Here is a 22,908-nt window from a genome sequence, read left to right on the forward strand (position 1 = left end):
GAACAGTTACGCCAGATTTCAAGATTTTTCAGGCTCGCCATGACAACCTTCTGAATGTCACGAAGACACCTGGAGGCAAACGCATTGCCGAATGGCGGGCTATCGCGCCGGCTGCAGGAATCGCGATCCTTACGTTGCGTTGCATGCAACGTGAGATTGCGTCACGGGTGGATTCCACGGCAGGCGCGAGGTGCATAAGCTGTGCCCAGTCGACACCGGAACGGCACGGGAGATGTAGCACCCGCTATCGGGCCGCTCCGTCACCGTGACCATTTTGTTCAAGGAGCCATCATGTCTTCACCCGCGAGCACGCTTGGCGGCAGCAAGCAGGCCATCAAGCTCACCCAGGGTCTCATCGCGTTGTTCGCGTTCAGTTGCGGCGCGATCGTGGCAAACCTCTATTACGCGCAACCGATCACCGAATTGATCGGCCCGTCGCTCCATATGTCTGCCGGTTCGGCGAGTCTCATCGTCTCGCTCACGCAGATCGGCTACGCGCTGGGTCTGTTCTTCATCGTGCCGCTCGGCGACCTGCTCGAAAACCGCAAGCTCATGATCACGACCGCCCTGGTGTCGATCGCGAGCCTCGCGGCCGCCTCGCTCGCGCATTCGCCTGGCTGGTTCCTTGCCCTCTCGTTGCTGATCGGCTTTAGCTCGGTCGCCGTGCAGATTCTCGTCCCGCTCGCCGCGCACCTCGCCCCCGATCATGCGCGCGGGCGTATCGTCGGCACGATCATGAGCGGCCTGCTGCTCGGGATCCTGCTTTCGCGTCCGCTTTCGAGCCTCGTTGCCGATCACTTCGGCTGGCGCTTCGTTTTCGCCGCGGCCGCCGCGCTCATGGCGCTCGTCACCGCCGTTCTCGCGCTCACCATTCCGCGCCGGCAGCCCGGGCATCAGGCAACGTATTTCGAGCTCATCGGCTCGCTGGTGCAGCTCGTACGCACCATGCCGGTTCTGCGCCATCGCGCGCTCTATCAAGGCATGGTGTTCGCCTCGTTCAGCCTCTTCTGGACCGCGGTGCCCATCGAGCTCACGCGCCACTACGGCCTCTCGCAGTCAGCCATCGCGCTCTTCGCGCTGGTGGGCGCAATCGGCGCCACGTCCGCGCCGGTCGCGGGGCGCCTCGCAGACGCTGGCCACTCCGTGCGGGCCACCATCGTCGCACTCGCCGCGGCCACGCTGGCCTATACGCCGGCGCTCGCCCATCCGGCCTTCGGCGTCTATGGCCTCGTCGTGACGGGCATCGTGCTGGACTTCGCCACGCAGATGAACATGGTCCTCGGCCAGCGCGAAATCTACGCGCTCCACGCCGCGAGCCGCGGCCGCCTCAACGCGCTCTACATGACGAGCATCTTCGTGGGCGGGGCGTTCGGCTCGGCGCTGGCAAGCCCGCTGTACGAGCATGGCGGCTGGACGCTCGTGGCCGGGGTCGCCCTTGCGTTCCCGCTCATTGCCTTCGTCCATTACTGGTTCATCGGCCGTGCACGTGCGCACGGCGGAACGTGAGCGCGCATCGCCAGCACGGCTGCGCGTCGGGCATGGCGTGCAGCAGGTGATCACCTCGGGTCACAACCGTTGCATCAGCACCAGGTATCCGACCATGTCCCACTCGCACTGCCCTCCAGATCTTCAGGTCGCCGCCAACGCGCCCGGGACCGTGCGCTTGATCTCGCATCGGGAACACGCATGAATCGCAAACGCATCTGGATCGGCGTAACAGGCGCCGTCATGGCGGCCATTGCAATCGCCGTTGCCATCCTGTACGAGCCCGCGATCGCCCCCGTCGCGCCGCCCGCGCCGGACAGCTTCGATGCACAACTCAAGCGCGACGGCGCGCGCGTGGTCGCGCTCGGCGACTGCGTGGTCTGCCACACGGCGAAGGACGGCCGCCCGTTCGCGGGCGGCTTGCCGCTCGTCACGCCGTTCGGCACGATCTACGCGACCAACATCACGCCCGACCCGCAGACGGGCATCGGCGCCTGGTCCGAGGCTGCCTTTGCGCGCGCGGTGCGCCATGGGATTTCGCGCGACGGCCATCTGCTCTATCCCGCCTTCCCGTATGTGCATTTCACGCGCATGTCCGACCACGACATCGCCGCGGCCTATGCCTACCTGATGAGCCGCGAACCCGTTCACGCAATCGCGCCCGCGAACCGGCTGATCTTCCCGCTGAACTTCCGGCCGCCGGTGGCCTTCTGGAACCTGCTCTTCCTGCGCCCGGGGCCGCGCGAGGCGGACGCCTCGCACGACGCACGGTGGAATCGCGGCAAGCTGCTCGTCGATGGCCTCGGGCACTGCGCCTCGTGCCATTCGCCGCTGAACGCGATTGGCGCAGAGAAAGCCGGTCATGCGTTCGACGGCGGCATCGTGGACGGCTGGGAAGCGCCGCCGCTGAACGCGCTCGACGGGGCGGCGAGGCCATGGACCCAGGCGCAGCTCGTCACCTACCTGCGCACGGGCCGCGCCTCCGAACACGGCGCCGCGGCAGGCCCGATGCTTCCCGTCACGCGCGATCTCGCAACCGTACCGCGTGAAGACGTCGAGGCAATCGCGACCTACGTCCTCTCGCTTCAGAAGGGCGCGCCGCGCGCCGTCGAGCCAGTCGCGAGCCGCGCAGCGTCACCGGCCGCGCAACGCGGCGCCGTGCTCTTCAACGCTTCGTGCGCGCAATGCCACGGCACCGGCTCGCCGATGCAGACGATCGGCGAGCGCCCCACGCTCGCGTTCAGCACGGCGGTCAACGCGGGAACGCCGCGCAACGCCATCCAGATGATCCTCAACGGCATTGCGTGGCACGGCGAGGACGCCGCGAACTACATGCCCGCGTTTTCCGGCGTCTACGACGATCGCCAGATTGCCGACCTCGTCGCCTGGGTGCGGGGCGCCTGGTCGACGAAGCCGGCCTGGCCCGACGCCGAACCGCTCGTCGCCAGGCTCAGAAAGGAGAACAGTGCGCGATGATTTCACTCAACGTCAACGGCGTCCAGCACGCGCTCGATATCGACCCTTCCACGCCGCTGCTCTACGCGCTGCGCAACGACCTCGAGCTGCACGGCGCCAGGTTCGGCTGCGGGCTCGGCCAATGCGGCGCCTGCACGGTGATCGTCGACGGCGAGGCGACCTTCTCGTGCCTCGTCCCCGTCGGCGCGATCGGCACGCGGCGCGTGCGCACGCTCGAAAGCCTGGGCAGCGCGGAACATCCCGGCGCGCTGCAGCAGTCGTTCATCAAGCATCAGGCGGCGCAGTGCGGGTACTGCATCGCGGGCATGATCATGCGCGCGCAGGCGCTGCTCGAACGCAACCCGCATCCGACCGAGCACGAAATGCGCTCGCACATGGAGCCCAACCTGTGCCGCTGCGGCACGCACATGCGCATTCTCGCGGCCATCCGCGAAGTCGCGGGCCTGCCTGCGCCGAAGTCCGGCGCCCCGGCCGCGCAACCCGTCCCCGCCGCGAAGACCGCATCATGAGCCCCCACGACGATCCGATCGACGAGAGCCGCCGCCACTTCATGATTTCGGGCGCGCTCTTCGTCGCGTTCAGCCTGGTCAAGGGCACCGATGCGCTCGCCCAGGAAGTCATCGCCGATGAAGGCGCCGCCGTGCACATTGGCAAGGACACCCAGGCACTTGCCGGCAGCCTCAAGACCAATCCGTTCCTCGACGCGTGGATCAAGATCACGCCCGAGGGCAAGGTCACCGTGTTCACCGGCAAGGTGGAGCTCGGCACCGGCGTGCGCACGGCGCTGCTCCAGGTGGCCGCCGAAGAGCTGGACATGGCCCCCTCGCTCATTACGTTCCGCACGGCCGATACGGGTGCGTCGCCGGACGAGGGGCTCACAGCCGGCAGCCATACCATGGCCGACAGCGGCAGCGCGCTGCTCAATGCCGCCGCGCAGGTGCGCGGCCTGCTGGTAGATGCCGCTGCGAAGCACTTCGGCGTCGATGCCAGTGCGCTCGCTGCCAGCGACGCCGTCATTCACGCCCCGGACGGCCGCACGATGACCTACGGCGAGGCCGTTGGCCTCGTGGATCTGCATCGCAGTGCGAGCCCCAGCTCTCCGCTCAAGGACCCAAAGACGTTCCGGACCATCGGCACGGCATTGCCGCGGCTCGACATCCCGTCGAAAGTCACGGGCGGCGCGAGCTACGTCCAGGACATGCAATTGCCCGGCATGCTGCATGCACGCGTGGTGATGCCGCCCGTGTACGACGCGAAGCTCCTCGCGTACGACGAAGCCGCGATCACGAAGATGCCCGGCGTCGTGCGGATCGTGCGCAACGGCAGCATGCTGGCCGTGGTCGCGCAAGGCGAATGGCAGGCCGTGGTCGCGCAGCGCGCGCTCTCGGCCAGCGCGCAGTGGTCGCCGGGGCGCGCGTTGCCGGACCCGGCAACGGTGCATCGCGACCTCAAGCAGATCGCCACCCAGCAGATCAAGATCGCGGATCACCATGCGCCGATGGCGCCCGCCGCGAAAACGGTCAACGCACGCTTCATCAAGCGCTATCTGCTGCACGGCTCGATCGGCCCGTCCTGTGCCGTTGCGCATCTCGATGGGAACCAGCTCACCGTCTGGACCCATTCGCAGGGCGTCTATCCGCTGCGCGACGCGCTGGCCGAAATGCTGTCGATGCAAAAGGAGAACGTGCGCTGCATCCACGCCGAAGGCTCCGGCTGCTACGGCCACAACGCCGCGGACGACGCCGCCGCCCATGCCGCGCTGATCGCGGCCGCCATGCCTGGGCATCCCGTGCGAGTGCAATGGATGCGCGAGCAGGAACACACGTGGGATCACTTCACGCCGGCCATGGTGACGGAAGTGAAGGCGTCCATCGACGCGAGCGGCAAGATCGTGGACTGGCATTATGCGCTGTGGAGCAGCTCGCACAACGAGCGCATCGTCAACGCTGGGCGCCTGCTGCCGGCGCGCATGCTCGAAAAGCCTTTCGTTTCCGCGCCGTCCACGCCCATGCTGCAACCCGAGGGCGGCGGCGACCGCAACGCGATTCCGCTGTACACGCTGCCGAACATCGAGGTGATGAACCACTTTTCGTCGACCATGCCTTTGCAGACTTCGGCAATGCGTTCGCTCGGCGCTCATACCAACGTGTTCGCCATCGAGAGCGTGATGGACGAACTGGCGCATATGGCCGGCATCGACCCGGTCGAGTTCCGGCTGCGCCATCTCGACGATTCGCGCGCGAAAGACGTGATCCGGCTTGCGGCGAAGCAGTTCGGCTGGCCGCGTGCGCCGCGCGCGCGCAATCGCGGCGTGGGTTTTGCGTTCGCGAAGTACAAGAACCTGATGGGCTATGTCGCCATTGCGGTCGAAGTTTCAGTGGAGCCCGAGACGGGGCTCGTGAAGCTCGAGCAGGCGGTGGCCGCCGTGGATTGCGGCCAGGTCGTGAACCCCGATGGCGTGCGCAACCAGATCGAAGGCGGCATCGTGCAGTCGGCAAGCTGGACGCTCCATGAAGAACTGCGCTACGACACGCACCGCATTCGCAGCTTCGACTGGGGCACATACCCGATCCTGCGCTTTTCGTCCGTGCCGGCGCGCATCGAGGTCCATCTGATCGACCGGCCAGGCGCGCCGTTCCTCGGTACGGCGGAGGCGTCGATGGGCCCCACGGCGGGCGCGCTCGTCAACGCGCTGTTCGACGCCACGGGCAAGCGCGTGCGCGAAATGCCGCTCGCCGGCGACACGCTGAGAAAGCTCATCGAGGTCTGACGCGTGGATTTCGGCCCGCACGGCGCGGCGCGGGCGACACGGCTAGCGCTTGCCGTCCAGCGTGCAAACGCCGCACGATCCATTCGAGCTGCGCGGCGAGGCGCCTTTTCGCCACACTTCCCGCACGAAAGGTTGACGCGCGCGATGCACGCCGATTACCCTTGCGCGCTGATGGTTCCCGGCGACGGGATCAAAAGGGAACGCAGTGAAAGACTGCGGCTGCCCCCGCAACTGTGAGCGGCGAGTCCATGCCAGACAGGGCCACTGGGAAACCGGGAAGGCCGGCATCGGACGGCGACCCGCGAGCCAGGAGACCTGCCATCAGCCGAGTCCAGCAGCCGCAGCGGGCGGGGTGCCCCAATGCGCAAGCACCGCCATGAAGCGGCGGTCGCCCGTTGCGAGGACAGCCCGTGTTCAGGAGCTGTTTCCAGCCATCGCCTCATGAAGTTCCAGCAATTCGTCTTTACCTCCGCCGTGCTCGCGTGCGCATGGCAAGCCGCGCATGCCGCAGGCGTTGCATCGCCCACGCAGGCGCAGCAGCAAGAGCAGTCAGGCGACGACGCCACGCTGCCCAACATCCTCGTCGTCGGCGACGCACAGCGTCTGCCGCAATCGTTCGACCAGCGCTACGCGAGCACCCAGGTGCTCACGCGCGAAGATCTCGACCGGCTCTCCCCCATCGAGCCGAGCATCACGCAGGCGCTCGCCACGCTCCCCAACGTCACCGTCTCCCAGAGCGGCGGCCCGGGCGCCTATACGGGCGTGAGCATACGCGGGTCGTCGGCGAGCCAGGTCCCTGTGTTCATCGACGGCATACGCGTGGGCTCGCCCACCACGGGCATCGCGGAATGGGCCGATCTGCCGACCGCCTCGTTCGACCGTGTCGAGGTGATTTCGGGTCCCGCGGCCGCTTCGTTCGGCGCCGACGCCGTGGGCGGCGTCGTGCAGCTTTTCACGCGCCACGCGTCGAATCAGCCGAATCAGACCACGGTCTCGTTCGGCGGCGGCACGAACAGCACCTTCGACACGCAGTTGCGCACCTCGGGCACGATCCCCTCTACCGGGCCGCTTTCCGCGTTGAGCGGCCTCACGTATTCGCTGGGCCTGCACGACTACAACACGGCCGGGATCGACGCGACGCAGCCCTGGGCCTTCGGCCACGAAGACGGCCGTAACCCGTACCACGCCCAGAACCTGGACGCGCGCCTCGGCTACGCGCACGACAACTGGTCGGTCTCGACTTTCGCGCTCTACCACCGCTCCGATCTCTCGTACGACAACCTGGGCGGCAATAACCGCCAGCGCGACAACCAGCTCACGACCGGCCTCGCGTTCCATCTCGACATCACGCCGACCACGCAGTTCGATCAGTCCGTGGGCTACGCGACGGATCGTCAGTTCCTCTATTCGAACGACCCGACGATCCCGACCGACGAGATCGACTCGACGCGCTTCTCCACCTCGACGTCGGTCACGCACCAGGAGAGGGGGCACACGCTCTTCGGCATGCCGCTGGAAGGCGAGACGAAGCTCGCCTACGACTACACGCGCGAGATGGCGTTCCTGCCGGTGGATATACCGGGCGGCCTGCCCGCGCGCAACGATTCCGCCGTGTCGATGCACCAGTCCACCACGCTCGGGGCGCTCACGCTGTTTCTCGCGGGGCGCCACGAGATCGTGCAGGGGCAGTCGGTGAATACGGGCAACGTCGCCCTCTCGTGGGCGATCACGCCCGTTTACACGGCGCGCGTTTCCTATGGCAACGCGTTCCGCCTGCCCACGTTCAACGACCTCTACTATCCGACCTACTCGAACCCCGACCTGCGGCCCGAGCGCAGCGATTCGGTCGAGGCCGCGCTCGACGCCGTCACCTCGATCGGCACCTTCACGGCGGCCGTCTACGACACGCGCGTGCACGACCTCATCACCTACAACTCGCAGACTTTCCTGCCCGTGAACGTGGGGCGCGCGCACATACAGGGCATCGACTTCTCGTACAAGGGCACGCTCGGGCAGTACACGCCGGTGAGCCTCACGGTCGGCATTCTGAATCCGCAGGACGTGACCGATCAGACCTGGCTCAATCGCCGCCCGCGCCAGACGGCGAGCCTGAGCGTCGATCACACGTGGGACGAGTTCCATCTCCACGCGCTCAGCACCGGCATTTCGCTGCTGTATAACGGCTCGACGTTCGACGACCAGCTCAACACGATCTACCTGCCCTCGTGGATGACCGTCGGCCTGCGCGCCTCCTACAAGGTCAACGCGCATCTCGCGCTTTCGGCCACGCTAGCGAATGTGTTCAACCGGCAGTACGTGACGGCTTACGGGTACAACTCGCTGGGGCGGACGGCGTTCGGTAAGGTGACCTACACGTTTTGACATGTTGAGCGCGAGCGGGCGAGTCCGCGCCGATGGCACACTCGCCCGCTGAATTTGCTGCGTGCTCAGCTTTCGCGCTTTGGTCGCCGCACCGCACGAATCTTTCCGCTGTTCCCGCCGCCGCAGAAGAACTGCTCGCCGCCGTCGGACTCCAGCCCCGACACGGCCGTGCCCGGCGGCATGTCGAGCTGCTCCAGCACTTCGCCCGTGCCGGGGTCGATGCGGCGCAGGTCGCTTTCGTCGCCTTCCCAGGTGCCGTGCCACAACTCGCCATCCACCCACGTCACGCCCGTGACGAAGCGGTTCGATTCGAGGGTGCGCAAAATCGCGCCCGTCTGCGGGTCGACCTGATGGATCTTGCGCTCGCGATACACCCCGACCCAGAGCGTGCCGTCCGCCCATGCGAGCCCCGAGTCGCCGCCACCGCCCGGCGCGGGAATCGTGGCGAGCACGCGGCCCGTTTCGGGATCGATCTTCTGGATGCGGTCCTCGGCGATCTGGAACAGATGCCGCCCGTCGAAGGCCGTGCCCGCGTGGGCGGTGACGTCGATCGAGCGAAGCGTGTTGCCGCTCCCGGGATCGAGCGACGCGATGCGCTCGCCTGTGGCGAACCAGACCTGCTTGCCGTCGTACGTGACACCGCCCACCTTGTCGATGCCCGGAAACGGGCCGTACTCGCGGATCACCTCGGCGGTCGAACGTTTCATGATTCCCTCCTGGGTTGAAGGCTCAGGCGTCCATACTAATCGCCCGGCAGCGGGGCGGGGAGTAACAAGGTCGTCGCGAATCCGGGGACGGGCGGCGTGGTCCAGCGGCGCGCGCGGCCATAGCCGAACGACTGCACCTTGTCCGCCGCGGCGAGCGAATCGAGCGCGCGCTGCACGGTGCGCTGGCTCGCGCCGAGCGCCACCGCGAGCGCCGAGCTCGACCACGATTCGCCATCGGCGAGAAACGCCAGCACGGCCGCGTGCTTTTCCTCGACGGGGCGCGCCAGCACCACCACCTCGGTCGCGTTGCGCGGCGCCAGCGCGAAGCCTTGCTGGGTCGCGCGAATGTCGGCCAGCTCGCGCAGCAGCGTGCGCAGCCGGCCGATTTCCACGCGCAGGCGCGCGCGATGCGTTTCGTCGGCATGCTTCGTGCGGAACGCGCTCGCGATGAGCGCGTCGCGCGGCACGTCGCCGGGCCACGCCTCGGCAAGCGCGCGGGCGAGCACGAACAGCACGGGGCGTCTTGCGAGTTCGATGACCGTCGCGCCTTCGCGCGCGACGTAGCGGCACGCGTCCACGACGAGCGAGCGCGAGGCGAGCAGCGCCTCGACATCCTCCAGCCGCAGCGCACGTTCCTCACCCCGCGCGATCAGGCGCGCCGCCGGCGCGTTCAGCAGCAGCGCGGCGCTCTCCACCTCCGCGATCAGCCCCGCAATGCCCGCCTCGCGCGCCGCGCGCGCCGCCTCGGCCAGCGCCCGGCGGGCGTCCTGCGTGCGAATGCGCCGCATCGCAATGCCCGCGGCGATGAGTTCGTGGGACGCGCGCAAGGCAGGCGGCAGCGGCGCCGAAACGATTTCCGAGAGCATGCCCCCCGCCTCGTCGAGCCGCCCGATCAACAACAGACGGCGAATCTCGAGGTAGCGCGCGTGCGCGGCATTGAGGCGGTCGCCATGGGCTTCGAGCGTTTGCCGCGCCGCAGCGAGCGTATCGGTGGGCCAGCCGAGATCGCGCGAAGCGAGCGCGATTTCAGCCTCGGCGACGACGCAGCGCGCGCGGGCCACGGCCTCGCGCGAGCCGAAGGCGCGCGCCGCGCCGCGCAACAGCGCCTTCGCGCGCGCGAGGTCGCCGAGCTGCGCCATGGCGATGCCGCGCAGCGCGAGCGCGGGCGCGTCCTCGCGCAGAGCGACGCGGTTCAGGGCGCCGAGCGGGTCACCGGCGGCGAGCGCGTGCGCCGCAGCCGTGATCAGCGAATCCATGCTCATGCGAATCCCGCCACACTTGTCACTCCCCCTGCGTTGCCGACCGGACCTAATCTAACACGGCGATCAGTTGAATCATCGATCGCAAGACGGCCCCGAAGGCGCTGCTTGACTAACGCGGCCACCACACTCAATGCATAGGAGCACCAGGCAATGGCAACCCATACCACAGGAACACGCGAAGACTGGCTTGCGGCACGTATCGAACTGCTCGCGGCCGAGAAGGAGCACACGCGGCGCGCGGACGCGCTCGCGCAACAGCGCCAGGCACTGCCGTGGGTGCGCGTGGACAAGACGTATCGCTTCGAAACCGAGGATGGCGGCGCCACGCTCGCCGATCTCTTCAAGGGGCGCTCGCAACTTCTCGTGTATCACTTCATGTTCGGGCCGGACTACGCGGCGGGCTGTCCGTCGTGCTCCTCGATCGCGGATGGCTTCGACGGGATCGCCATCCACCTCGCGAATCACGACGTGAGGCTCATGGCCGTGTCGCGCGCGCCGCTCGCGAAGCTGCTGGCCTACCGCAAGCGCATGGGGTGGCGTTTTCCGTGGGCCTCTTCGAGCGGCAACGATTTCAACTTCGACTTCAACGTGGCGTTCACCACGGCGCAGCAGCGCGCGGGCGACATCGAATACAACTACGCGCGCAGCGGCCACGCAATGGACATGTCACCGCCGCCCGCGCCCGTCGCCGAGTTCGCGGCGAGCTGCGGCACCGACGCGGCCACCTACACGCGCGACCGTCCGGGCATGAGCGCGTTCGTGCTGGAAGACGGCGTGGTCTATCACACCTACTCCACCTATGCGCGAGGCCTGGACGGCCTGTGGGGCATGTATCAGTGGCTCGACCGCGCGCCCAGGGGGCGCAATGAGGCCGGTATCTGGTGGCACCGGCATGACGAGTACGCCGAGGCTTGAGGATCATCATGGATAACGTCGGCATGACGGTACGGCGGCGCGAAGGCGCGCCGCGTGCGGTTTTCTTCTGCGTCTCGTCGCTGCTATTCGCGGCGAGTGCGGCGGCAACGTATGTGTGGTGTGCGTCGATGGACGCGATGGGCGGCACGCCGATGCCTGGCGGCTGGACGATGTCCGCGCTTTGGACACCCATGTGTGGACGCACCTGGTTCGACGCCGCCGTATCGTTTGCCGGCATGTGGAACGTGATGATGGTCGCGATGATGCTGCCTGCCATGGCGCCGGCCTTGTGGCGGTTTTTCGAAGCGGCGGACGATGGAGGCGCGGCACGTGCGGGTGCGATGACCGTGATCGTGGGGGCGGGTTATTTCCTGGTCTGGCTCGTGGTTGGGGTGCTAGTGTTCGCGGTGGGGGCGCAGCTTGCCGCGCTAGCCGTAGAAGCGCCTGCGTTGGCGCATACCGCGCCAGCCCTGGCCGGTGTTGTGGTCGCAATTGCGGGCGTGTTGCAGTTCTCTGCATGGAAAGCGCGGTGGCTTGCATGCTGCGGCAGTGCGCCGTCGTGCGGGGATGCGCGGGTCGACTTACGCTCGGCACTGCATCACGGCTTGAGGCTGGGGAGGCATTGTGTGTGCTGCTGCGGAAATTTGATGGCGGCGCTTCTTGCAGCGGGCGTGATGGATCGGCCTGCGATGGCGTTGGTCGCTGCGGCTATTGCGGGGGAGCGGTGGGTGCCCTTGCGCGCCGGCGGGCGGTTCGCGCGGGGGATCGGGGTTGCTGCGGTTGCGTTGGGAGTAGCGATGGTCGTGCGGGCGGTGGCGGGATAAAAAAATCGCCGTTCCGCACCCACGAAACGGCGATAAAACGCTCCGACTCTACGGCCGAACCTCACGCCCCCAGACTCGCGCCTGCACACGAGCCTGATCGACGATCCGGACTGTGATTAGCAGTCCGGATAAAGCAGCGGGAGGCGAACTGGAAGACGCCTCCGCACTGTCAGGCGGAACACGGTTCGACCACAGCCCTGGCCTTGCCGTGCCCCGCGCTTTCTGTTGCAGCTCACATGCCGCCCAAAGGCTTTTGAACCGTCAGCTTGTTCGTCACCGAAGTCACGCCGGGAACGCCCCTGGCGATCTCGGCGACCCGGTCGACCTGCGCGGCATCCGTGACCGTGCCATACAGCGTGATCGCCCCATTCTTGGCGCTGACGCCGATACTGCCGCCCTGAATTTCCTTGTGCTTCACGATCGCCTTATACACCGCGCGCCGCAGCTTGGTGTTGCTGGGGGTAGCGGATGCCGGGTTGCTGGTCGCCGCCGCGGCTGCAGCGCTAGCCGCGCTGGCCTCGGGTTGGGCCGACGCGTTCAGGGACGCCGCGGTGAGCAGCGTGACGAGTGCAAGGCCGAGGGTCTTGGTAAGTGTGTTCATTCCGTACTCCAATGGTTACTGCTGCTCCGTGAAACGCTGTTATCCGACCGGCTATCACGCCGACAGACTGAAATTACCTGACTGAGCAGTAGACAACGCCGTCGGCAGACTGCGCCGGGGCGTGCCACTGCGGGAACGAGCGATATTCCGGCCGGACGCGATTTAGAAGGTATGGCGCAAGCCGATGTTGACCGCGGTAGTGTTCTTGCCCGGGGCCACAGGCGTCCCATAAATGAGCTCCTGGTTCATCTGGCCGCGGTTGGACACGTAACCGGCCTGGGCATAAACCATCGTGCGCCGCGAGATGCCGTAGTCGGCGCCGATTGCGTAGGCGGTCGACTGGTTCGAGTTGTTCCGGTTGTCCTTCAGGTAGTAGACACCCGACGTGACCTCGAGCGCCGGGGAGAACCGGTAGCCGAGGCCGCCCGTCCACATGTCGAAATCACCGGAGACAGCAAATGGCTTGGGCGCCCCATTCGTGTTGGCCGGATTGCGACCGTTGGCGAACGAGCCAGAAACCGAGAAACCGTGCCACGTGTATTTCGCGCCAAAGTAGACGAAGCGGTTGTTGTTCAGGCCGGTTGCCGGCGTGGCAGTCGGCGGGCTCGAGTACGCGTAGGGGTTCGCATCGTGACCGTTGTAGTAGACGGCATCGGCGTTCAGGCCAAAGCCCGCATACTTGAGGATGGCCGACTCGCGCGTACCGCCCTGCATCTGCCCTGCCACACCGCCGGGCGCGTACTCGAGTGCGGTAGAGAAACCGTAAAACGACGGCGAATTGTAGACGATCGCATTGTCGTCATAGAGCGCGCCAATCTGGGCGTTCGTGTTGTTTCCCGCCCAGCCCGACATCGTGTTCATGGTCAGCCACGCGGTCAGCGTGCTGCCGAAGTACTGCGCATTGCGCACGTCCGTTTCGGCCATCGCGTAGGCCATCGGTGCGAACTGGCGGCCGAAGTCGATCTTGCCGAACGGCCCCGACACACCAATGGTGGTGACCTGGTTGAAAATCGCGGCCGCAGTTGCTGAACTGTTTAATCCCGTCTGCCCGTTGGAGCTGTTATACGATCCCTGGAGCTTGAAGTTGGCCGCGTATCCGCCGCCAAGGTCTTCCGTGCCCTTCAAACCGAAGATGCTCGAGTAAATGCCGCCGTCCTTGAGCGCAAACAGATGCCCTGCATCTCCGTTGAACAGTTTGCCGCCCACGGTCTTCGGCGCGAAGGCATGCTGTGCCGACGTACTCTGGTAAAGCAAACCAGAGTCCACGACGCCATAGAGCGTCACCGACGATTGCGCATGCGCTGCGCTGGCGAACAGAACCAGCGCTGCCACGCTGCCGAACTTCAATTTCATTGTCTCTCTCCGTGTGGTGCCTGCCGGTGGTCCCGGCGGCTTTTGGTGTTACCTGTTGAGTCTTACCTGAATGAAACGCTGTGACCGGGTTGCCGTTTCAGCAAGCCGGCAAATAATGGCCGCCGAATTGATCGCGCAACTGGTTCTTGAGAACCTTGCCCGTCGCGCCGATCGGCACCGAATCGATGAACAGCACGGCGTCGGGTGTCCACCATTTCGCCACGCGACCCTCGAAAAACGCAAGCAGTTCCTTCGCTTCGAGCGCTGCGCCCGGCTTCTTCACGATCAGCAGCAGCGGGCGCTCGTCCCACTTCGGGTGGCGCGCGGCGATGCACACCGCCGTTGCGACCTCGGGGTGCAGGCTCGCGACGTTTTCAATGTCCGCTGAACTGATCCACTCGCCGCCCGACTTGATGACGTCCTTGCTGCGATCCACGATCTGCATGAAACCGTCCGGGTCGATCTTCGACACGTCGCCGGTCGGGAACCAGCCATCCTCCAGCGGCGATGCGTAATCTCCGCCAAAATAGCCGCGCGTGACCCAGTGACCGCGCACCAGCAGGTCGCCAGCCGCGATGCCGTCCCACGGCAGTTCGTTGCCCGCCGCGTCGACGATCTTCATATCGATGCCGAATACCGAGCGCCCCTGCTTCGCCTGAAGCGCATAGCGCGCATCCTCGGGCAGTTCCGACTGGTGCGCCTTGAAACTGCACACCGTGCCCACCGGGCTCAGCTCCGTCATGCCCCACGCGTGCAGCACGTCGACGTGATGGCGCTTCTGGAATGCCTGGGTCATCGCGGTCGGGCAAGGCGCGCCGCCGATGATCGTGCGCCGCATCGAGGAGAACGATCCCTCGATCGATTCGACGTGCGAGAGCAGCCCCTGCCAGACCGTCGGCACACCAGCGGAGAGCGTGACCTGCTCTTCCTCGATCAACTGATACAGCGACTTCCCATCGAGCGCCGGACCCGGAAAAACGAGTTTCGCGCCGACCATGCAGGCGATGTACGGCAGCCCCCAGGCGTTCACGTGGAACATCGGCACGACGGGCAGGATCGCGTCGCGCGCCGAGCAGTTCAGCGAATCGGGCAGCGCCGCCGCGTAGGTATGCAGCAGCGTCGAGCGGTGGCTGTAGAGCACGCCTTTCGGGTTGCCGGTCGTGCCGGACGTATAGCACAGCGAAGAGGCGCTGTTTTCGTCGAGCAGCGGCCACTCGAAATCCGCCTTGTGTCCTTCGATCAGGTCTTCATAACAGAGCAGCCGCGAGCCGAGGCCATGGTTGCGCGGCATGTGCTCGCGATCGGTCATCGCGACGAAGAATGTCGGGCTGCTCACGCGCGGGGCGACGGTCTCGATCAACGGCAGGAACGTGAGATCGAAGAAGATCACGCGATCCTGCGCATGCTCGATGATGTAGACGAGCTGATCGGCGTGCAGCCGCGGATTGAGCGTGTGGAGCACCGCGCCGGAGCCCGACACGGCGAAGTACAGCTCCATGTGCCGGTAGCCGTTCCATGCCAGCGTGCCCACGCGCTCGCCCGGCGCGATCGCGAGGCTCGAAAGCGCATTCGCCATGCGGCGCGCGCGCTGGGCGAGGTCCTGGTAGCGGTAGCGGTGAATATCGCCTTCCACCCGGCGCGAGACGATTTCCCGCGTGCCGTGATGGCGTTCTGCATGCTTGAGAAGCGAAGCGACCAGGAGCGGCTGCTCCATCATCAGACCTTGCATGGTTTGCTATCCTAAATGACTACTGTTTGTTCGCGTGCGAACCCAAATTCAATACCGTATTATGCCTGGCTGGAGGCCGCCGAATCCGCGACGCTCACAACCAGCTTGCCGCCCTCGGCCCGCACCGGGAATGTCGTCAGGCTGAGGCCACCGGCGCCGGGCATGCATCCCGTTCGCACATCGAAGCGCAGCCCGTGCGCGGGGCAGCGCAGCATGCATCCTTCGAGCGCGCCGCTCGCGAGCGAGGCGCCGTTGTGAGGGCACGAGTTGTCGACCGCGTGAATCTCGCCGGCGATGTTGAACAGTACGATGCTGCGGCCATCGACGAAGACCAGCTTGCGCTGGCCCGGCGCGAGTTCATCCAACGTGCCAACGGCTACTTCTCGTGACATTCCCTTCCCCTCCACTACCATCGGTCCACTTCCGTTCGCATCACCTGTCGACCGCCAGCGCCATCGCGCTCGCAATCGCCACAGGCGAGTACACCCCCGACAGCGAATACACCGTGTTGAACACGACATACGGCACGCCGCTCACGTGCGGGTTGGCTCGCGTCGCCTCTTCCACGCGCTGGCCCGTCGGGTCGGCCAGGCGCCTCGATGCGCTCAGTCGCGCCGCGAGGGCTTCGCGCTCAAGCCCGCATTCGAGCCCAAGGCGCTCGAGCACCGCGTAATCGCCGATGTTCTCGCCTTCCATGAAGTAGGCGGTGAGCAGGCGGTCGATCAGTGCCGCGCTCTGCACGCTCGTGCCGCGCCTCGCGGCGAACGCGACGAGATCATGCGCCGCGGCGGTGTTCGGCAGCACCTCGATGCGGTCGAACGCGAATGCCACGCCCGCGTCGCGGCCCGCTTGCTGCACTTGCGCGCGCCTTGCCGCCACTGCCTCGTCGCTGCCCAGCCGGTCGCGATAGAACGCCTGATACGGCATGCCGTCGAGCGGCGTCCACGGCAGCAGTTGATGTGAGCGCCACTGCACTTTCACCTTCACTTCGGGCCGCGACTGGGCGAAGCGCGATACGGCTGCGTCCAGATTGCGCTTGCCGATCAGGCACCACGGGCAGATGAAGTCGAAGAACGCTTCGATCGTCAGCACGGGGCGCTCGCTCGTATCGCTCGCCTGCGCCACCCACTTTTGGTCAGACAAGTTCATCGATCAGCGTCTCGGCCATAGGCCACTCACCGAAACCCGCAGCGGGGTTCAGGTGACCGACTTCACCCAGATCGACGAGGCGGCTGCCCCAGTCCCTCGCCATCGTCTCGACGCGCTCGAAGCGCGCAAGCGGATCGTTGCGGCTCGCACCCACGATGCTCGGAAACGGCAGGGGCTTGCGCGGAATCGGAAGCCAACCGTTCCCGGCCAGCGATTCGAAGTCCGGGTAGCCTGCGGGCAGCGGCGTTTCGAGGTCGGCAGGCGCGGCGAGCAGCGCGCCGTGAATCTTGCGGCTATGCCGCTGCGCCCACTGCACCGTGATCATCACGCCCGCACTATGCGCGACGAGGATCACGGGACCGTCGATCTTCGCGAGCGCCGCGTCGAGCGCGGCCACGCGCGCCGCGCAACTGAGCTTGTCATGCTCCAGCGGCGGCACCGAGGCCGCGTTGGGCAGCTTGCGCTCCAGCAGCGTTTGCCAGTGTTCCGCCACATGATCGCGCAACCCCGGAACCATCAGGATGGTCGGCTTGTTCTCGTACGACATTGAATTTGGTCTCCTGCCTGTTTCAAAACGGCGTCAGTACGGCTTGTCGCCGATAATGCCGGCGCGTTCCATCTTGCGGTGGCATGGCGGGTAGTCCATCACCGCATAGTGCTGCGTGCTGCGGTTGTCCCAGATCGCGATGCTGTTCGGTTTCCAGCGCCAGCGTACCTGGTACTCCGGAATATAGGCCTGGCTCACGAGATAGCGCAGCAGGTCGCCCGCGCCCGGATTCGCGTCCTGCCCGTAACGCACGCGCTCCGGCGTATGAAAGTTCGTGAAGTGCGTCGTAAAGGCGCTCACGAACAGCACCTTCTCGCCCGTCTCCGGGTGCGTGCGCACCACCGGGTGTTCCGCGTCCGGATACTGCGCCTTGAGCGCAAGACGCTTCTCGATCGGCATGGCGGCGCCGAAGCTCGCCTCGATGCTGTGGCGCGCGCGCAAGTCGGCGATTTGCGCCTTCACGTATTCCGGCAGCTTCTCGTAGGCGAGCACCATGTTCGCCCACATCGTGTCGCCGCCCACGGGCGGGCACTCCACGCAGCGAAGCACCGCGCCGAACTGCGGCGCCTCGCGCCACGTGGCGTCCGCGTGCCATGCGTTTTCGTAGCGGTCGTTGGGCTGCTCGGGGTTCTTGTAGATGCGCACGAGGCCCGGGTGCTCCGGGTCGCTGCCCGCGACCGGATGGTCTTCCAGCTCGCCGAAGCGGCGCGCGAATGCCACATGCTCGGCGCGCGTGATGTTCTGGTCGCGCAGGAACAGCACGCGGTGCTTGAGCAGCGCCGCGCGAATCTCGGCAAAGAGCCCGTCGTCGTGAACGGCATCGGCGAGGTTCACACCGGTCAGTTCGGCGCCGATGGCATAAGTCAGTTGTTCGACTTGCATGCTGCGCTCCTCAGATGACGAAGACCGACGAGCCCGTCGTCTTGCGCGATTCGAGGTCGCGGTGCGCCTGCACCGCGTCCTCCAGCGCATAGCGCTGGTTCAGTTCGATCTTGATGCGGCCGGCGGCCACGTGGCCGAAGAGTTCGCCCGCAAGCTCGTTTTTCTCGGCCGGATCGGCGATATAGTCCGCCAGCGCCGGGCGCGTGAGATAGAGCGAGCCCTTCATCGCGAGGATCTGCGGATTGAACGGCGGAATCGGACCCGAAGCCGTGCCCACGCAAACCATCAGACCGCGGCGCTTCAGTGAATCGAGCGAGGCTTCGAAGGTATCCTTGCCCACGCTGTCGAACACCACGCTCACGCCCACGCCGTTCGTGAGCTCGCGCACGCGCTTCGCCACGTCTTCGCGGTTGTAATAGACGATGTGGTCGCAACCATGTGCACGGGCAACCTCGCCCTTCGCCTCGCTCGACACCGTGCCGATCACCGTGAGACCGAGCAGCTTCGCCCACTGCGAGACGATCAGGCCGACACCGCCGGCCGCGGCGTGCAGCAGGATCGTGTCGCCGGCCTTGAAGTCGTGGATGCGGCGCATCAGGTACGACGAGGTGAGACCGCGCATCGTCATGCCGGCTGCCGTTTCGCACGAAATCGCGTCGGGCAGCTTGATGAGCGGTGCCGCCGGGATCAGGCGTTCGGTGCTGTAGGCGCCGAGTGTGTTGATGAAGCCCGTGTAGGTCACGCGGTCGCCCACCGCGACGTTGATCACATCCGCGCCGACCGCCTCGACCACGCCCGCGGCCTCCACGCCCATACCCGCAGGCAGCGGCACGGGGTACAGGCCCGAGCGGAAGTACGTGTCGGCGAAATTCAGACCGACTGCCTCATGGCGCAGGCGAACCTGACCGGGGCCCGGCTCGCCCACTTCCACGCTTTCGTAGCGCAAGACTTCGGGACCGCCGGTTTCGTAAAAGCGCACTGCTTTCGCCATGTTCAATCTCCTATCCTTTACTCAAGCTGAGCCAGACTGGCTCAGAACTAAATCCGATTCATCGTTGCGCTGGCGCGCCCGCTTCCTCGCGCAGGGCGTTCACGCGGTCCAGATCTGCGGCGTAGTTGCGCCGGCCGATCAGGAAGACGATTGCGGCCACGAGCGGCGCGAACGGCACCAGTTGCAGCGCGCCGAGCAGGCCGATGCGGTCGGCGACCACACCCGTCAGCACCGCGGCAGGGGCGAGGCCGAGCAGGTTGTTCGCCAGCGTGAGCGTGGCGAACGCCGAAGCGTGGATCGCGGGCGGCGTGAGATTCGCCACCATCGCGCCCGAAGGGCCCGCCGCGCCTGCGCAGAAGAACATCCCCGCGCCGATCACGACGAGTTGCGCCGGGCCAGCGGGCATGCGAAAACCGATCGCGAGGAACGCGAAGCAGAGCAGGCAGTACACGATCGCAATGCTCCATTTCCGCGCGCCGTTTTCCTTGCTGAAGCGGTCCGCGAGGTTGCCGCACACCACCATGCCCACGCCCGTGACGAGCACGAACAACGCTGCGGTTACGGCGGCCTTGCCCGTGGCCATGCCGTAGTAACGGTTCAGGAAGCTCGGCAGCCAGCTCCATACGGCCGCCGGCACGAGCAGATGCACGCCGCTGCCCACATACGCGCAAACGACCGAACGCGTGGAAAAGAGGCCCTTCAGCAGCGTGCGCAGGCTAATACGCATGCCAAGACCTTGCGCCTCGCGGCTCACGCTCGCCGGCTGAAGCGCCGCGATCCGCTTCTCGGTAACGACGACGCGATAGATCACGACGAGCACAATCCCCATGAGCGCCATCGCGCCGAACGCCGCGCGCCAGCCCAGGTGCGCCGCCACCGCGCCGCCGAGCGCCATGCCGAGCACGGAACCGAACGCGCCGCCCGCCATGAAGGCGCCGGTGATCGTCGAGCGCAGCCGCACCGGGAAAATGCTCAGGACAACTGCGATTCCCACGCTCCCATAGGCGGCTTCACCGATCCCGACGAAGGCCCGCGCAAGCAGCATTTCGCCGTAGTTCGTCGAGAGCGCGCAGCCGAGCGTAGCGATGCTCCACATCGCCGCCATCAGGACGATGCTCTTCACACGGCCCCAGCGGTCGGCGAGCACCGAGAGCGGGAACGTGAGCACGCCCACCATCAGCGCGACCACACTGCTCAGCGAGCCCAGCTGGGTGTCGGAAAGATTCCACGTGGTCTTGAGCAGCGGAAAAACCGCATTCAGGACCTGTCGCGACATGTAGTCCGAAAGCAGCAAGCCCACCGTCAAGGCGAACACGACCCACGCATAAACGCGCACGTTCGATTCGCTCTTCGTCAATTCGCCCGCAGTGGGCGCGGCATGCATGTGCATGTCTTGTCTCCTTGGCACCCCGATCTGCGTCGGGTTCGTTGTTCTCTCAGGTCCGCCGGCAAGCGCCAACCACCCGTTTCGAGGTCCGGCACGCGCCGGACCCGTTCGTCGTTACGCCGCCCGTCGCTACGCCGCGCGTCGCTACGCCGCGCGCAGCGGCAGGTTCTTCACACCGGCGGCGCGGTTCGGCGCCATGCCGTTCGCTGCCAGCGTCTCCTCGACCGTTTCGTACTGCACACCAATGCGGTAGATCTCGCGCGCTTCCTTGCCCGTGGCGATCTCGCGGCCCAGCTCGCGCGCCACGCGCACGCACTGCTCGATCTGCTGCACCGAGGTGAAGCGGTTGCCGTGCTGGTCGATGATCGTGTCTTCGATGCCGCAGCGCGGGTGCAGGCCCATCGACATGGCCATCATGTTGAACGGCAGCACGTTCTTGAGCAGCGACTCGGCCGTGAGCGTGCAGCCATCGGGGGCGCGGTGCACGAAGTTGAAGAAGTTGAACGGGTTCGGACCGTCGAAGCCGCCGCCGATGCCGATCCACGTGAGGTTCAGCGGGCCCTTGTAGACACCCTTGCGCACGAGGCGGTCGAGCGTTTCGAGCGCGTGGATGCCCGTGAGCTGGAAGTGCGGCTGGATGCCCGAAGCCTGCAGGCGACGCAGATGCTCTTCGACCCATGCCGGGCCGGCCGGCACCGTCATTTCGCTATACGCGGCCATGAACGCCGGGTTGGAGAGCGACGTGCCCGCGAGGTATTCGGGGTAGAGCAGCTCCATGATGTTCATCTGCGTGGTGTTGATCGCCACGGTCACCTGGTCCGGCTTCGGATCGAGATCGGCCAGCATGTGGCGTGTGTCGTCCGAAAGCCACTTTGCGGCCTGGCCTTCGTCTTCCGGCGCGAACGAGATCGAGCCGCCCACCTGGATGATCATGTCCGGCACCGCGGCGCGCACGCCGGCGATCAGCTCGTTGAACTTCGAGAGGCGCTTGGAGCCCTTGCCGTCGAGTTCGCGCACGTGCAGATGCAGCACCGTCGCGCCCGCGTTGTAGCAGTCCACGGCCTTCTGGATCTGTTCATCCATCGTGACCGGAATGTCTTCCGGGAAATCTTCGGGCATCCACTCCGGGCCGTACGGCGCCGTGGTGATCACCACCTTGTCCTGGTTCTCGGGGTGCAGCGAATCGTCGAGGAATTGCATCGTGTTCTCCAATATAGATGACGGTATTCCGATGGTCGGCCGGGCGCAGCACGCCTCGAATACCGCTCGGGACATGGTTGATCCGTTGAGATGCACGATACGGCAATCCTGCGCTAAACTTTTCTGATTGAGCGCCATCGTTTTATCTTTTGGCGCCACCAGGCGTTAACACCAATATAGGCCCAAGCCCATGTATTCCGGGCTGACGGGTCGCCGCGGCGCAGCGACATGAAGGAGACACGACCATGCAAACGACCATCAGCTCGGTCTCGATGAGCGGCTATTTCGACGTGGCGAGGCGCGTGGGCCTGAACCCGGTCGAGCTTGCGCACGAGGTGGGAATCGACGCCGCGTCGCTCGCGAACCCGGAGGAACGCATTCCCGCCGCCGCTGCCTGCCTGCTGCTGGAACGCTCCGCCGAAAGGGCATCGTGCCCGACTTTTGCGCTGCAAATGGCCGAGACCCGGCACAAGTTCGGCAGCGGCGTGGTCAACATCCTGCTCGCCCACAAGCGCACGCTGCGGGAGGTGCTGCTCGCCGCCGCCGAATACCGGCACCTGCTCAACGAAGCGCTCGCGGTACATGTCGAGGACACGGGCGCGACCGTCACCATCCGCGAGGAACTGGTGGTCGATCCGGGCATTCCCACGAACCAGGCCATCGAGCTCGCGGTTGCCGTGCTCGCGCGCCACTCCGGCGCGCTCCTTGGCGAACACTGGAAACCGCGAGCCGTGCACTTCGTTCATCGGGCACCGCCAAGCCTCACGTTTCACCGGCGTTTCTTCGGCTGTCCGCTGGAGTTCGGCAGCGACTTCAACGGCATCGTATGCACGGCCGCCGATCTCGACTACCCGAACCCCGCCGCCGACCCGGAGCTGGTGCGCTATGCGGAAAGCCTGGCCGATTCGCTCAACGCCGCGGGCGTCGAATCGACCGCGCTGGAGGTGCGCAAGGCGATTTACCTGCTGCTGCCGCTGGAACGGGCCACCGTCGAGCTGGTGGCCGATCATCTGCACCTGAGCGTTCGCACCATGCAGCGCCAGCTGGGCCTCGCCAACACGAGCTTCACGCGGCTCGTGGAAGAAGTGCGCAGCGAGCTTGCCGTGCGCTACATGAGCAACCCGCGCTATCCGATCGGGCGCGTTTCCGATTTGCTCGGCTATGCGCAGCAGGGCTCGTTCACGAACTGGTTCAGCGCACGCTTTGGCATGACGCCGCGCGACTGGCGCAATGGTCAGTTGAAATGAC

At 66.1% G+C, this 22,908-nt stretch carries 20 protein-coding genes and 1 riboswitch; of the genes, 8 read left to right on the plus strand and 12 right to left on the minus strand.

What is annotated here, in order from left to right; genetic code table 11:
• Positions 1 to 291: 291 nt before the first annotated feature.
• The 5 genes from BMI01S_RS18150 to BMI01S_RS18170 all read left to right on the plus strand — a co-directional run bounded on the left by BMI01S_RS18150 (position 292) and on the right by BMI01S_RS18170 (position 8,113).
• Positions 292 to 1,506 carry an MFS transporter gene (locus BMI01S_RS18150; protein WP_028231124.1) on the plus strand — a complete coding sequence of 405 codons (1,215 nt, stop codon included), beginning with the start codon at positions 292 to 294 and terminating at the stop codon, positions 1,504 to 1,506.
• Positions 1,507 to 1,686: 180 nt separating this feature from the next.
• Positions 1,687 to 2,961: a c-type cytochrome gene (locus tag BMI01S_RS18155; RefSeq protein WP_028212240.1), complete on the plus strand. Its 1,275-nt coding sequence runs from the start codon at positions 1,687 to 1,689 to the stop codon at positions 2,959 to 2,961.
• Positions 2,958 to 3,470 carry a (2Fe-2S)-binding protein gene (locus BMI01S_RS18160; RefSeq protein WP_028231125.1) on the plus strand — a complete coding sequence of 171 codons (513 nt, stop codon included), beginning with the start codon at positions 2,958 to 2,960 and terminating at the stop codon, positions 3,468 to 3,470. The genes BMI01S_RS18155 and BMI01S_RS18160 overlap by 4 nt, the downstream gene beginning before the upstream one ends.
• The gene (locus BMI01S_RS18165) at positions 3,467 to 5,731 is read left to right on the plus strand and encodes a xanthine dehydrogenase family protein molybdopterin-binding subunit (protein WP_028231126.1); all 2,265 of its coding nucleotides are present in this window, start codon (positions 3,467 to 3,469) and stop codon (positions 5,729 to 5,731) included. Before BMI01S_RS18160 ends, BMI01S_RS18165 begins: the two co-directional genes overlap by 4 nt.
• A gap of 155 nt (positions 5,732 to 5,886) precedes the next feature.
• A riboswitch (cobalamin riboswitch) is annotated at positions 5,887 to 6,068 on the plus strand.
• A 104-nt stretch (positions 6,069 to 6,172) separates the two neighbouring features.
• Complete coding sequence (locus BMI01S_RS18170; protein ID WP_028231127.1) at positions 6,173 to 8,113, plus strand: TonB-dependent receptor domain-containing protein; 1,941 nt, start codon at positions 6,173 to 6,175, stop codon at positions 8,111 to 8,113.
• A 65-nt stretch (positions 8,114 to 8,178) separates the two neighbouring features.
• Here BMI01S_RS18170 and BMI01S_RS18175 read toward each other — a convergent pair whose 3' ends face one another.
• Together BMI01S_RS18175 and BMI01S_RS18180 are read right to left on the minus strand one after the other, a co-directional pair.
• Positions 8,179 to 8,820 carry a Vgb family protein gene (locus tag BMI01S_RS18175; protein WP_028231128.1) on the minus strand — a complete coding sequence of 214 codons (642 nt, stop codon included), beginning with the start codon at positions 8,818 to 8,820 and terminating at the stop codon, positions 8,179 to 8,181.
• A gap of 35 nt (positions 8,821 to 8,855) precedes the next feature.
• Positions 8,856 to 10,076: a hypothetical protein gene (locus tag BMI01S_RS18180; protein WP_028231129.1), complete on the minus strand. Its 1,221-nt coding sequence runs from the start codon at positions 10,074 to 10,076 to the stop codon at positions 8,856 to 8,858.
• Positions 10,077 to 10,232: 156 nt separating this feature from the next.
• Here BMI01S_RS18180 and BMI01S_RS18185 point away from each other — a divergent pair, with 156 nt between their 5' ends.
• Both BMI01S_RS18185 and BMI01S_RS18190 read left to right on the plus strand, forming a co-directional pair.
• Positions 10,233 to 10,997 carry a DUF899 domain-containing protein gene (locus BMI01S_RS18185; RefSeq protein ID WP_028212246.1) on the plus strand — a complete coding sequence of 255 codons (765 nt, stop codon included), beginning with the start codon at positions 10,233 to 10,235 and terminating at the stop codon, positions 10,995 to 10,997.
• A gap of 128 nt (positions 10,998 to 11,125) precedes the next feature.
• Positions 11,126 to 11,821 carry a DUF2182 domain-containing protein gene (locus BMI01S_RS18190; RefSeq protein WP_244145237.1) on the plus strand — a complete coding sequence of 232 codons (696 nt, stop codon included), beginning with the start codon at positions 11,126 to 11,128 and terminating at the stop codon, positions 11,819 to 11,821.
• 232 nt (positions 11,822 to 12,053) lie between these two features.
• Here BMI01S_RS18190 and BMI01S_RS18195 read toward each other — a convergent pair whose 3' ends face one another.
• The 10 genes from BMI01S_RS18195 to BMI01S_RS18240 all read right to left on the minus strand — a co-directional run bounded on the left by BMI01S_RS18195 (position 12,054) and on the right by BMI01S_RS18240 (position 21,660).
• Positions 12,054 to 12,422, minus strand: a complete 369-nt coding sequence (locus BMI01S_RS18195; protein ID WP_028212248.1) for a BON domain-containing protein — start codon at positions 12,420 to 12,422, stop codon at positions 12,054 to 12,056.
• Between the two features lie 162 nt (positions 12,423 to 12,584).
• On the minus strand, positions 12,585 to 13,775 hold the full coding sequence (locus BMI01S_RS18200) for a porin (protein ID WP_028212249.1): 1,191 nt from the start codon (positions 13,773 to 13,775) through the stop codon (positions 12,585 to 12,587).
• 97 nt (positions 13,776 to 13,872) lie between these two features.
• A complete protein-coding gene (locus BMI01S_RS18205; protein ID WP_028212250.1) occupies positions 13,873 to 15,504 on the minus strand; it encodes a 3-(methylthio)propionyl-CoA ligase in 1,632 nt (543 codons plus the stop codon).
• Positions 15,505 to 15,563: 59 nt separating this feature from the next.
• Positions 15,564 to 15,896, minus strand: a complete 333-nt coding sequence (locus tag BMI01S_RS18210) for a Rieske (2Fe-2S) protein (RefSeq protein ID WP_028212251.1) — start codon at positions 15,894 to 15,896, stop codon at positions 15,564 to 15,566.
• Between the two features lie 40 nt (positions 15,897 to 15,936).
• Positions 15,937 to 16,653 (minus strand): DsbA family oxidoreductase, encoded by a 717-nt coding sequence (locus BMI01S_RS18215; RefSeq protein WP_042290081.1) that lies wholly within the window; start codon positions 16,651 to 16,653, stop codon positions 15,937 to 15,939.
• Positions 16,640 to 17,200, minus strand: coding sequence for an RBBP9/YdeN family alpha/beta hydrolase (locus BMI01S_RS18220; protein WP_028212253.1), 561 nt, complete (start codon positions 17,198 to 17,200; stop codon positions 16,640 to 16,642). The genes BMI01S_RS18215 and BMI01S_RS18220 overlap by 14 nt, the downstream gene beginning before the upstream one ends.
• A 33-nt stretch (positions 17,201 to 17,233) precedes the next feature.
• Positions 17,234 to 18,082, minus strand: a complete 849-nt coding sequence (locus tag BMI01S_RS18225; protein ID WP_028231131.1) for a TauD/TfdA dioxygenase family protein — start codon at positions 18,080 to 18,082, stop codon at positions 17,234 to 17,236.
• 10 nt (positions 18,083 to 18,092) lie between these two features.
• The gene (locus BMI01S_RS18230) at positions 18,093 to 19,073 is read right to left on the minus strand and encodes a quinone oxidoreductase family protein (protein ID WP_028212255.1); all 981 of its coding nucleotides are present in this window, start codon (positions 19,071 to 19,073) and stop codon (positions 18,093 to 18,095) included.
• A 58-nt stretch (positions 19,074 to 19,131) separates the two neighbouring features.
• Positions 19,132 to 20,463: an MFS transporter gene (locus tag BMI01S_RS18235; RefSeq protein ID WP_028231132.1), complete on the minus strand. Its 1,332-nt coding sequence runs from the start codon at positions 20,461 to 20,463 to the stop codon at positions 19,132 to 19,134.
• 141 nt (positions 20,464 to 20,604) lie between these two features.
• The gene (locus BMI01S_RS18240) at positions 20,605 to 21,660 is read right to left on the minus strand and encodes a beta-keto acid cleavage family enzyme (RefSeq protein ID WP_028212257.1); all 1,056 of its coding nucleotides are present in this window, start codon (positions 21,658 to 21,660) and stop codon (positions 20,605 to 20,607) included.
• A 245-nt stretch (positions 21,661 to 21,905) separates the two neighbouring features.
• Here BMI01S_RS18240 and BMI01S_RS18245 point away from each other — a divergent pair, with 245 nt between their 5' ends.
• Positions 21,906 to 22,907 carry an AraC family transcriptional regulator gene (locus BMI01S_RS18245; RefSeq protein ID WP_028231133.1) on the plus strand — a complete coding sequence of 334 codons (1,002 nt, stop codon included), beginning with the start codon at positions 21,906 to 21,908 and terminating at the stop codon, positions 22,905 to 22,907.
• Position 22,908: the final 1 nt, after the last annotated feature.

Origin of the sequence: Paraburkholderia mimosarum LMG 23256 = NBRC 106338 (genome assembly GCF_000739815.1) — a bacterium.
GTDB lineage: Bacteria > Pseudomonadota > Gammaproteobacteria > Burkholderiales > Burkholderiaceae > Paraburkholderia > Paraburkholderia mimosarum.

Excerpts from the sequence above, each read along its gene's own strand:
- BMI01S_RS18150 (WP_028231124.1), top strand. The coding sequence starts at position 292 with ATGTCTTCACCCGCGAGCACGCTTGGCGGCAGCAAGCAGGCCATCAAG.
- BMI01S_RS18155 (WP_028212240.1), top strand. The coding sequence starts at position 1,687 with ATGAATCGCAAACGCATCTGGATCGGCGTAACAGGCGCCGTCATGGCG.
- BMI01S_RS18160 (WP_028231125.1), top strand. The coding sequence starts at position 2,958 with ATGATTTCACTCAACGTCAACGGCGTCCAGCACGCGCTCGATATCGAC.
- BMI01S_RS18165 (WP_028231126.1), top strand. The coding sequence starts at position 3,467 with ATGAGCCCCCACGACGATCCGATCGACGAGAGCCGCCGCCACTTCATG.
- BMI01S_RS18170 (WP_028231127.1), top strand. The coding sequence starts at position 6,173 with ATGAAGTTCCAGCAATTCGTCTTTACCTCCGCCGTGCTCGCGTGCGCA.
- BMI01S_RS18175 (WP_028231128.1), bottom strand. The coding sequence starts at position 8,820 with ATGAAACGTTCGACCGCCGAGGTGATCCGCGAGTACGGCCCGTTTCCG.
- BMI01S_RS18180 (WP_028231129.1), bottom strand. The coding sequence starts at position 10,076 with ATGGATTCGCTGATCACGGCTGCGGCGCACGCGCTCGCCGCCGGTGAC.
- BMI01S_RS18185 (WP_028212246.1), top strand. The coding sequence starts at position 10,233 with ATGGCAACCCATACCACAGGAACACGCGAAGACTGGCTTGCGGCACGT.
- BMI01S_RS18190 (WP_244145237.1), top strand. The coding sequence starts at position 11,126 with ATGGACGCGATGGGCGGCACGCCGATGCCTGGCGGCTGGACGATGTCC.
- BMI01S_RS18195 (WP_028212248.1), bottom strand. The coding sequence starts at position 12,422 with ATGAACACACTTACCAAGACCCTCGGCCTTGCACTCGTCACGCTGCTC.
- BMI01S_RS18200 (WP_028212249.1), bottom strand. The coding sequence starts at position 13,775 with ATGAAATTGAAGTTCGGCAGCGTGGCAGCGCTGGTTCTGTTCGCCAGC.
- BMI01S_RS18205 (WP_028212250.1), bottom strand. The coding sequence starts at position 15,504 with ATGCAAGGTCTGATGATGGAGCAGCCGCTCCTGGTCGCTTCGCTTCTC.
- BMI01S_RS18210 (WP_028212251.1), bottom strand. The coding sequence starts at position 15,896 with ATGTCACGAGAAGTAGCCGTTGGCACGTTGGATGAACTCGCGCCGGGC.
- BMI01S_RS18215 (WP_042290081.1), bottom strand. The coding sequence starts at position 16,653 with ATGAACTTGTCTGACCAAAAGTGGGTGGCGCAGGCGAGCGATACGAGC.
- BMI01S_RS18220 (WP_028212253.1), bottom strand. The coding sequence starts at position 17,200 with ATGTCGTACGAGAACAAGCCGACCATCCTGATGGTTCCGGGGTTGCGC.
- BMI01S_RS18225 (WP_028231131.1), bottom strand. The coding sequence starts at position 18,082 with ATGCAAGTCGAACAACTGACTTATGCCATCGGCGCCGAACTGACCGGT.
- BMI01S_RS18230 (WP_028212255.1), bottom strand. The coding sequence starts at position 19,073 with ATGGCGAAAGCAGTGCGCTTTTACGAAACCGGCGGTCCCGAAGTCTTG.
- BMI01S_RS18235 (WP_028231132.1), bottom strand. The coding sequence starts at position 20,463 with ATGCACATGCATGCCGCGCCCACTGCGGGCGAATTGACGAAGAGCGAA.
- BMI01S_RS18240 (WP_028212257.1), bottom strand. The coding sequence starts at position 21,660 with ATGCAATTCCTCGACGATTCGCTGCACCCCGAGAACCAGGACAAGGTG.
- BMI01S_RS18245 (WP_028231133.1), top strand. The coding sequence starts at position 21,906 with ATGCAAACGACCATCAGCTCGGTCTCGATGAGCGGCTATTTCGACGTG.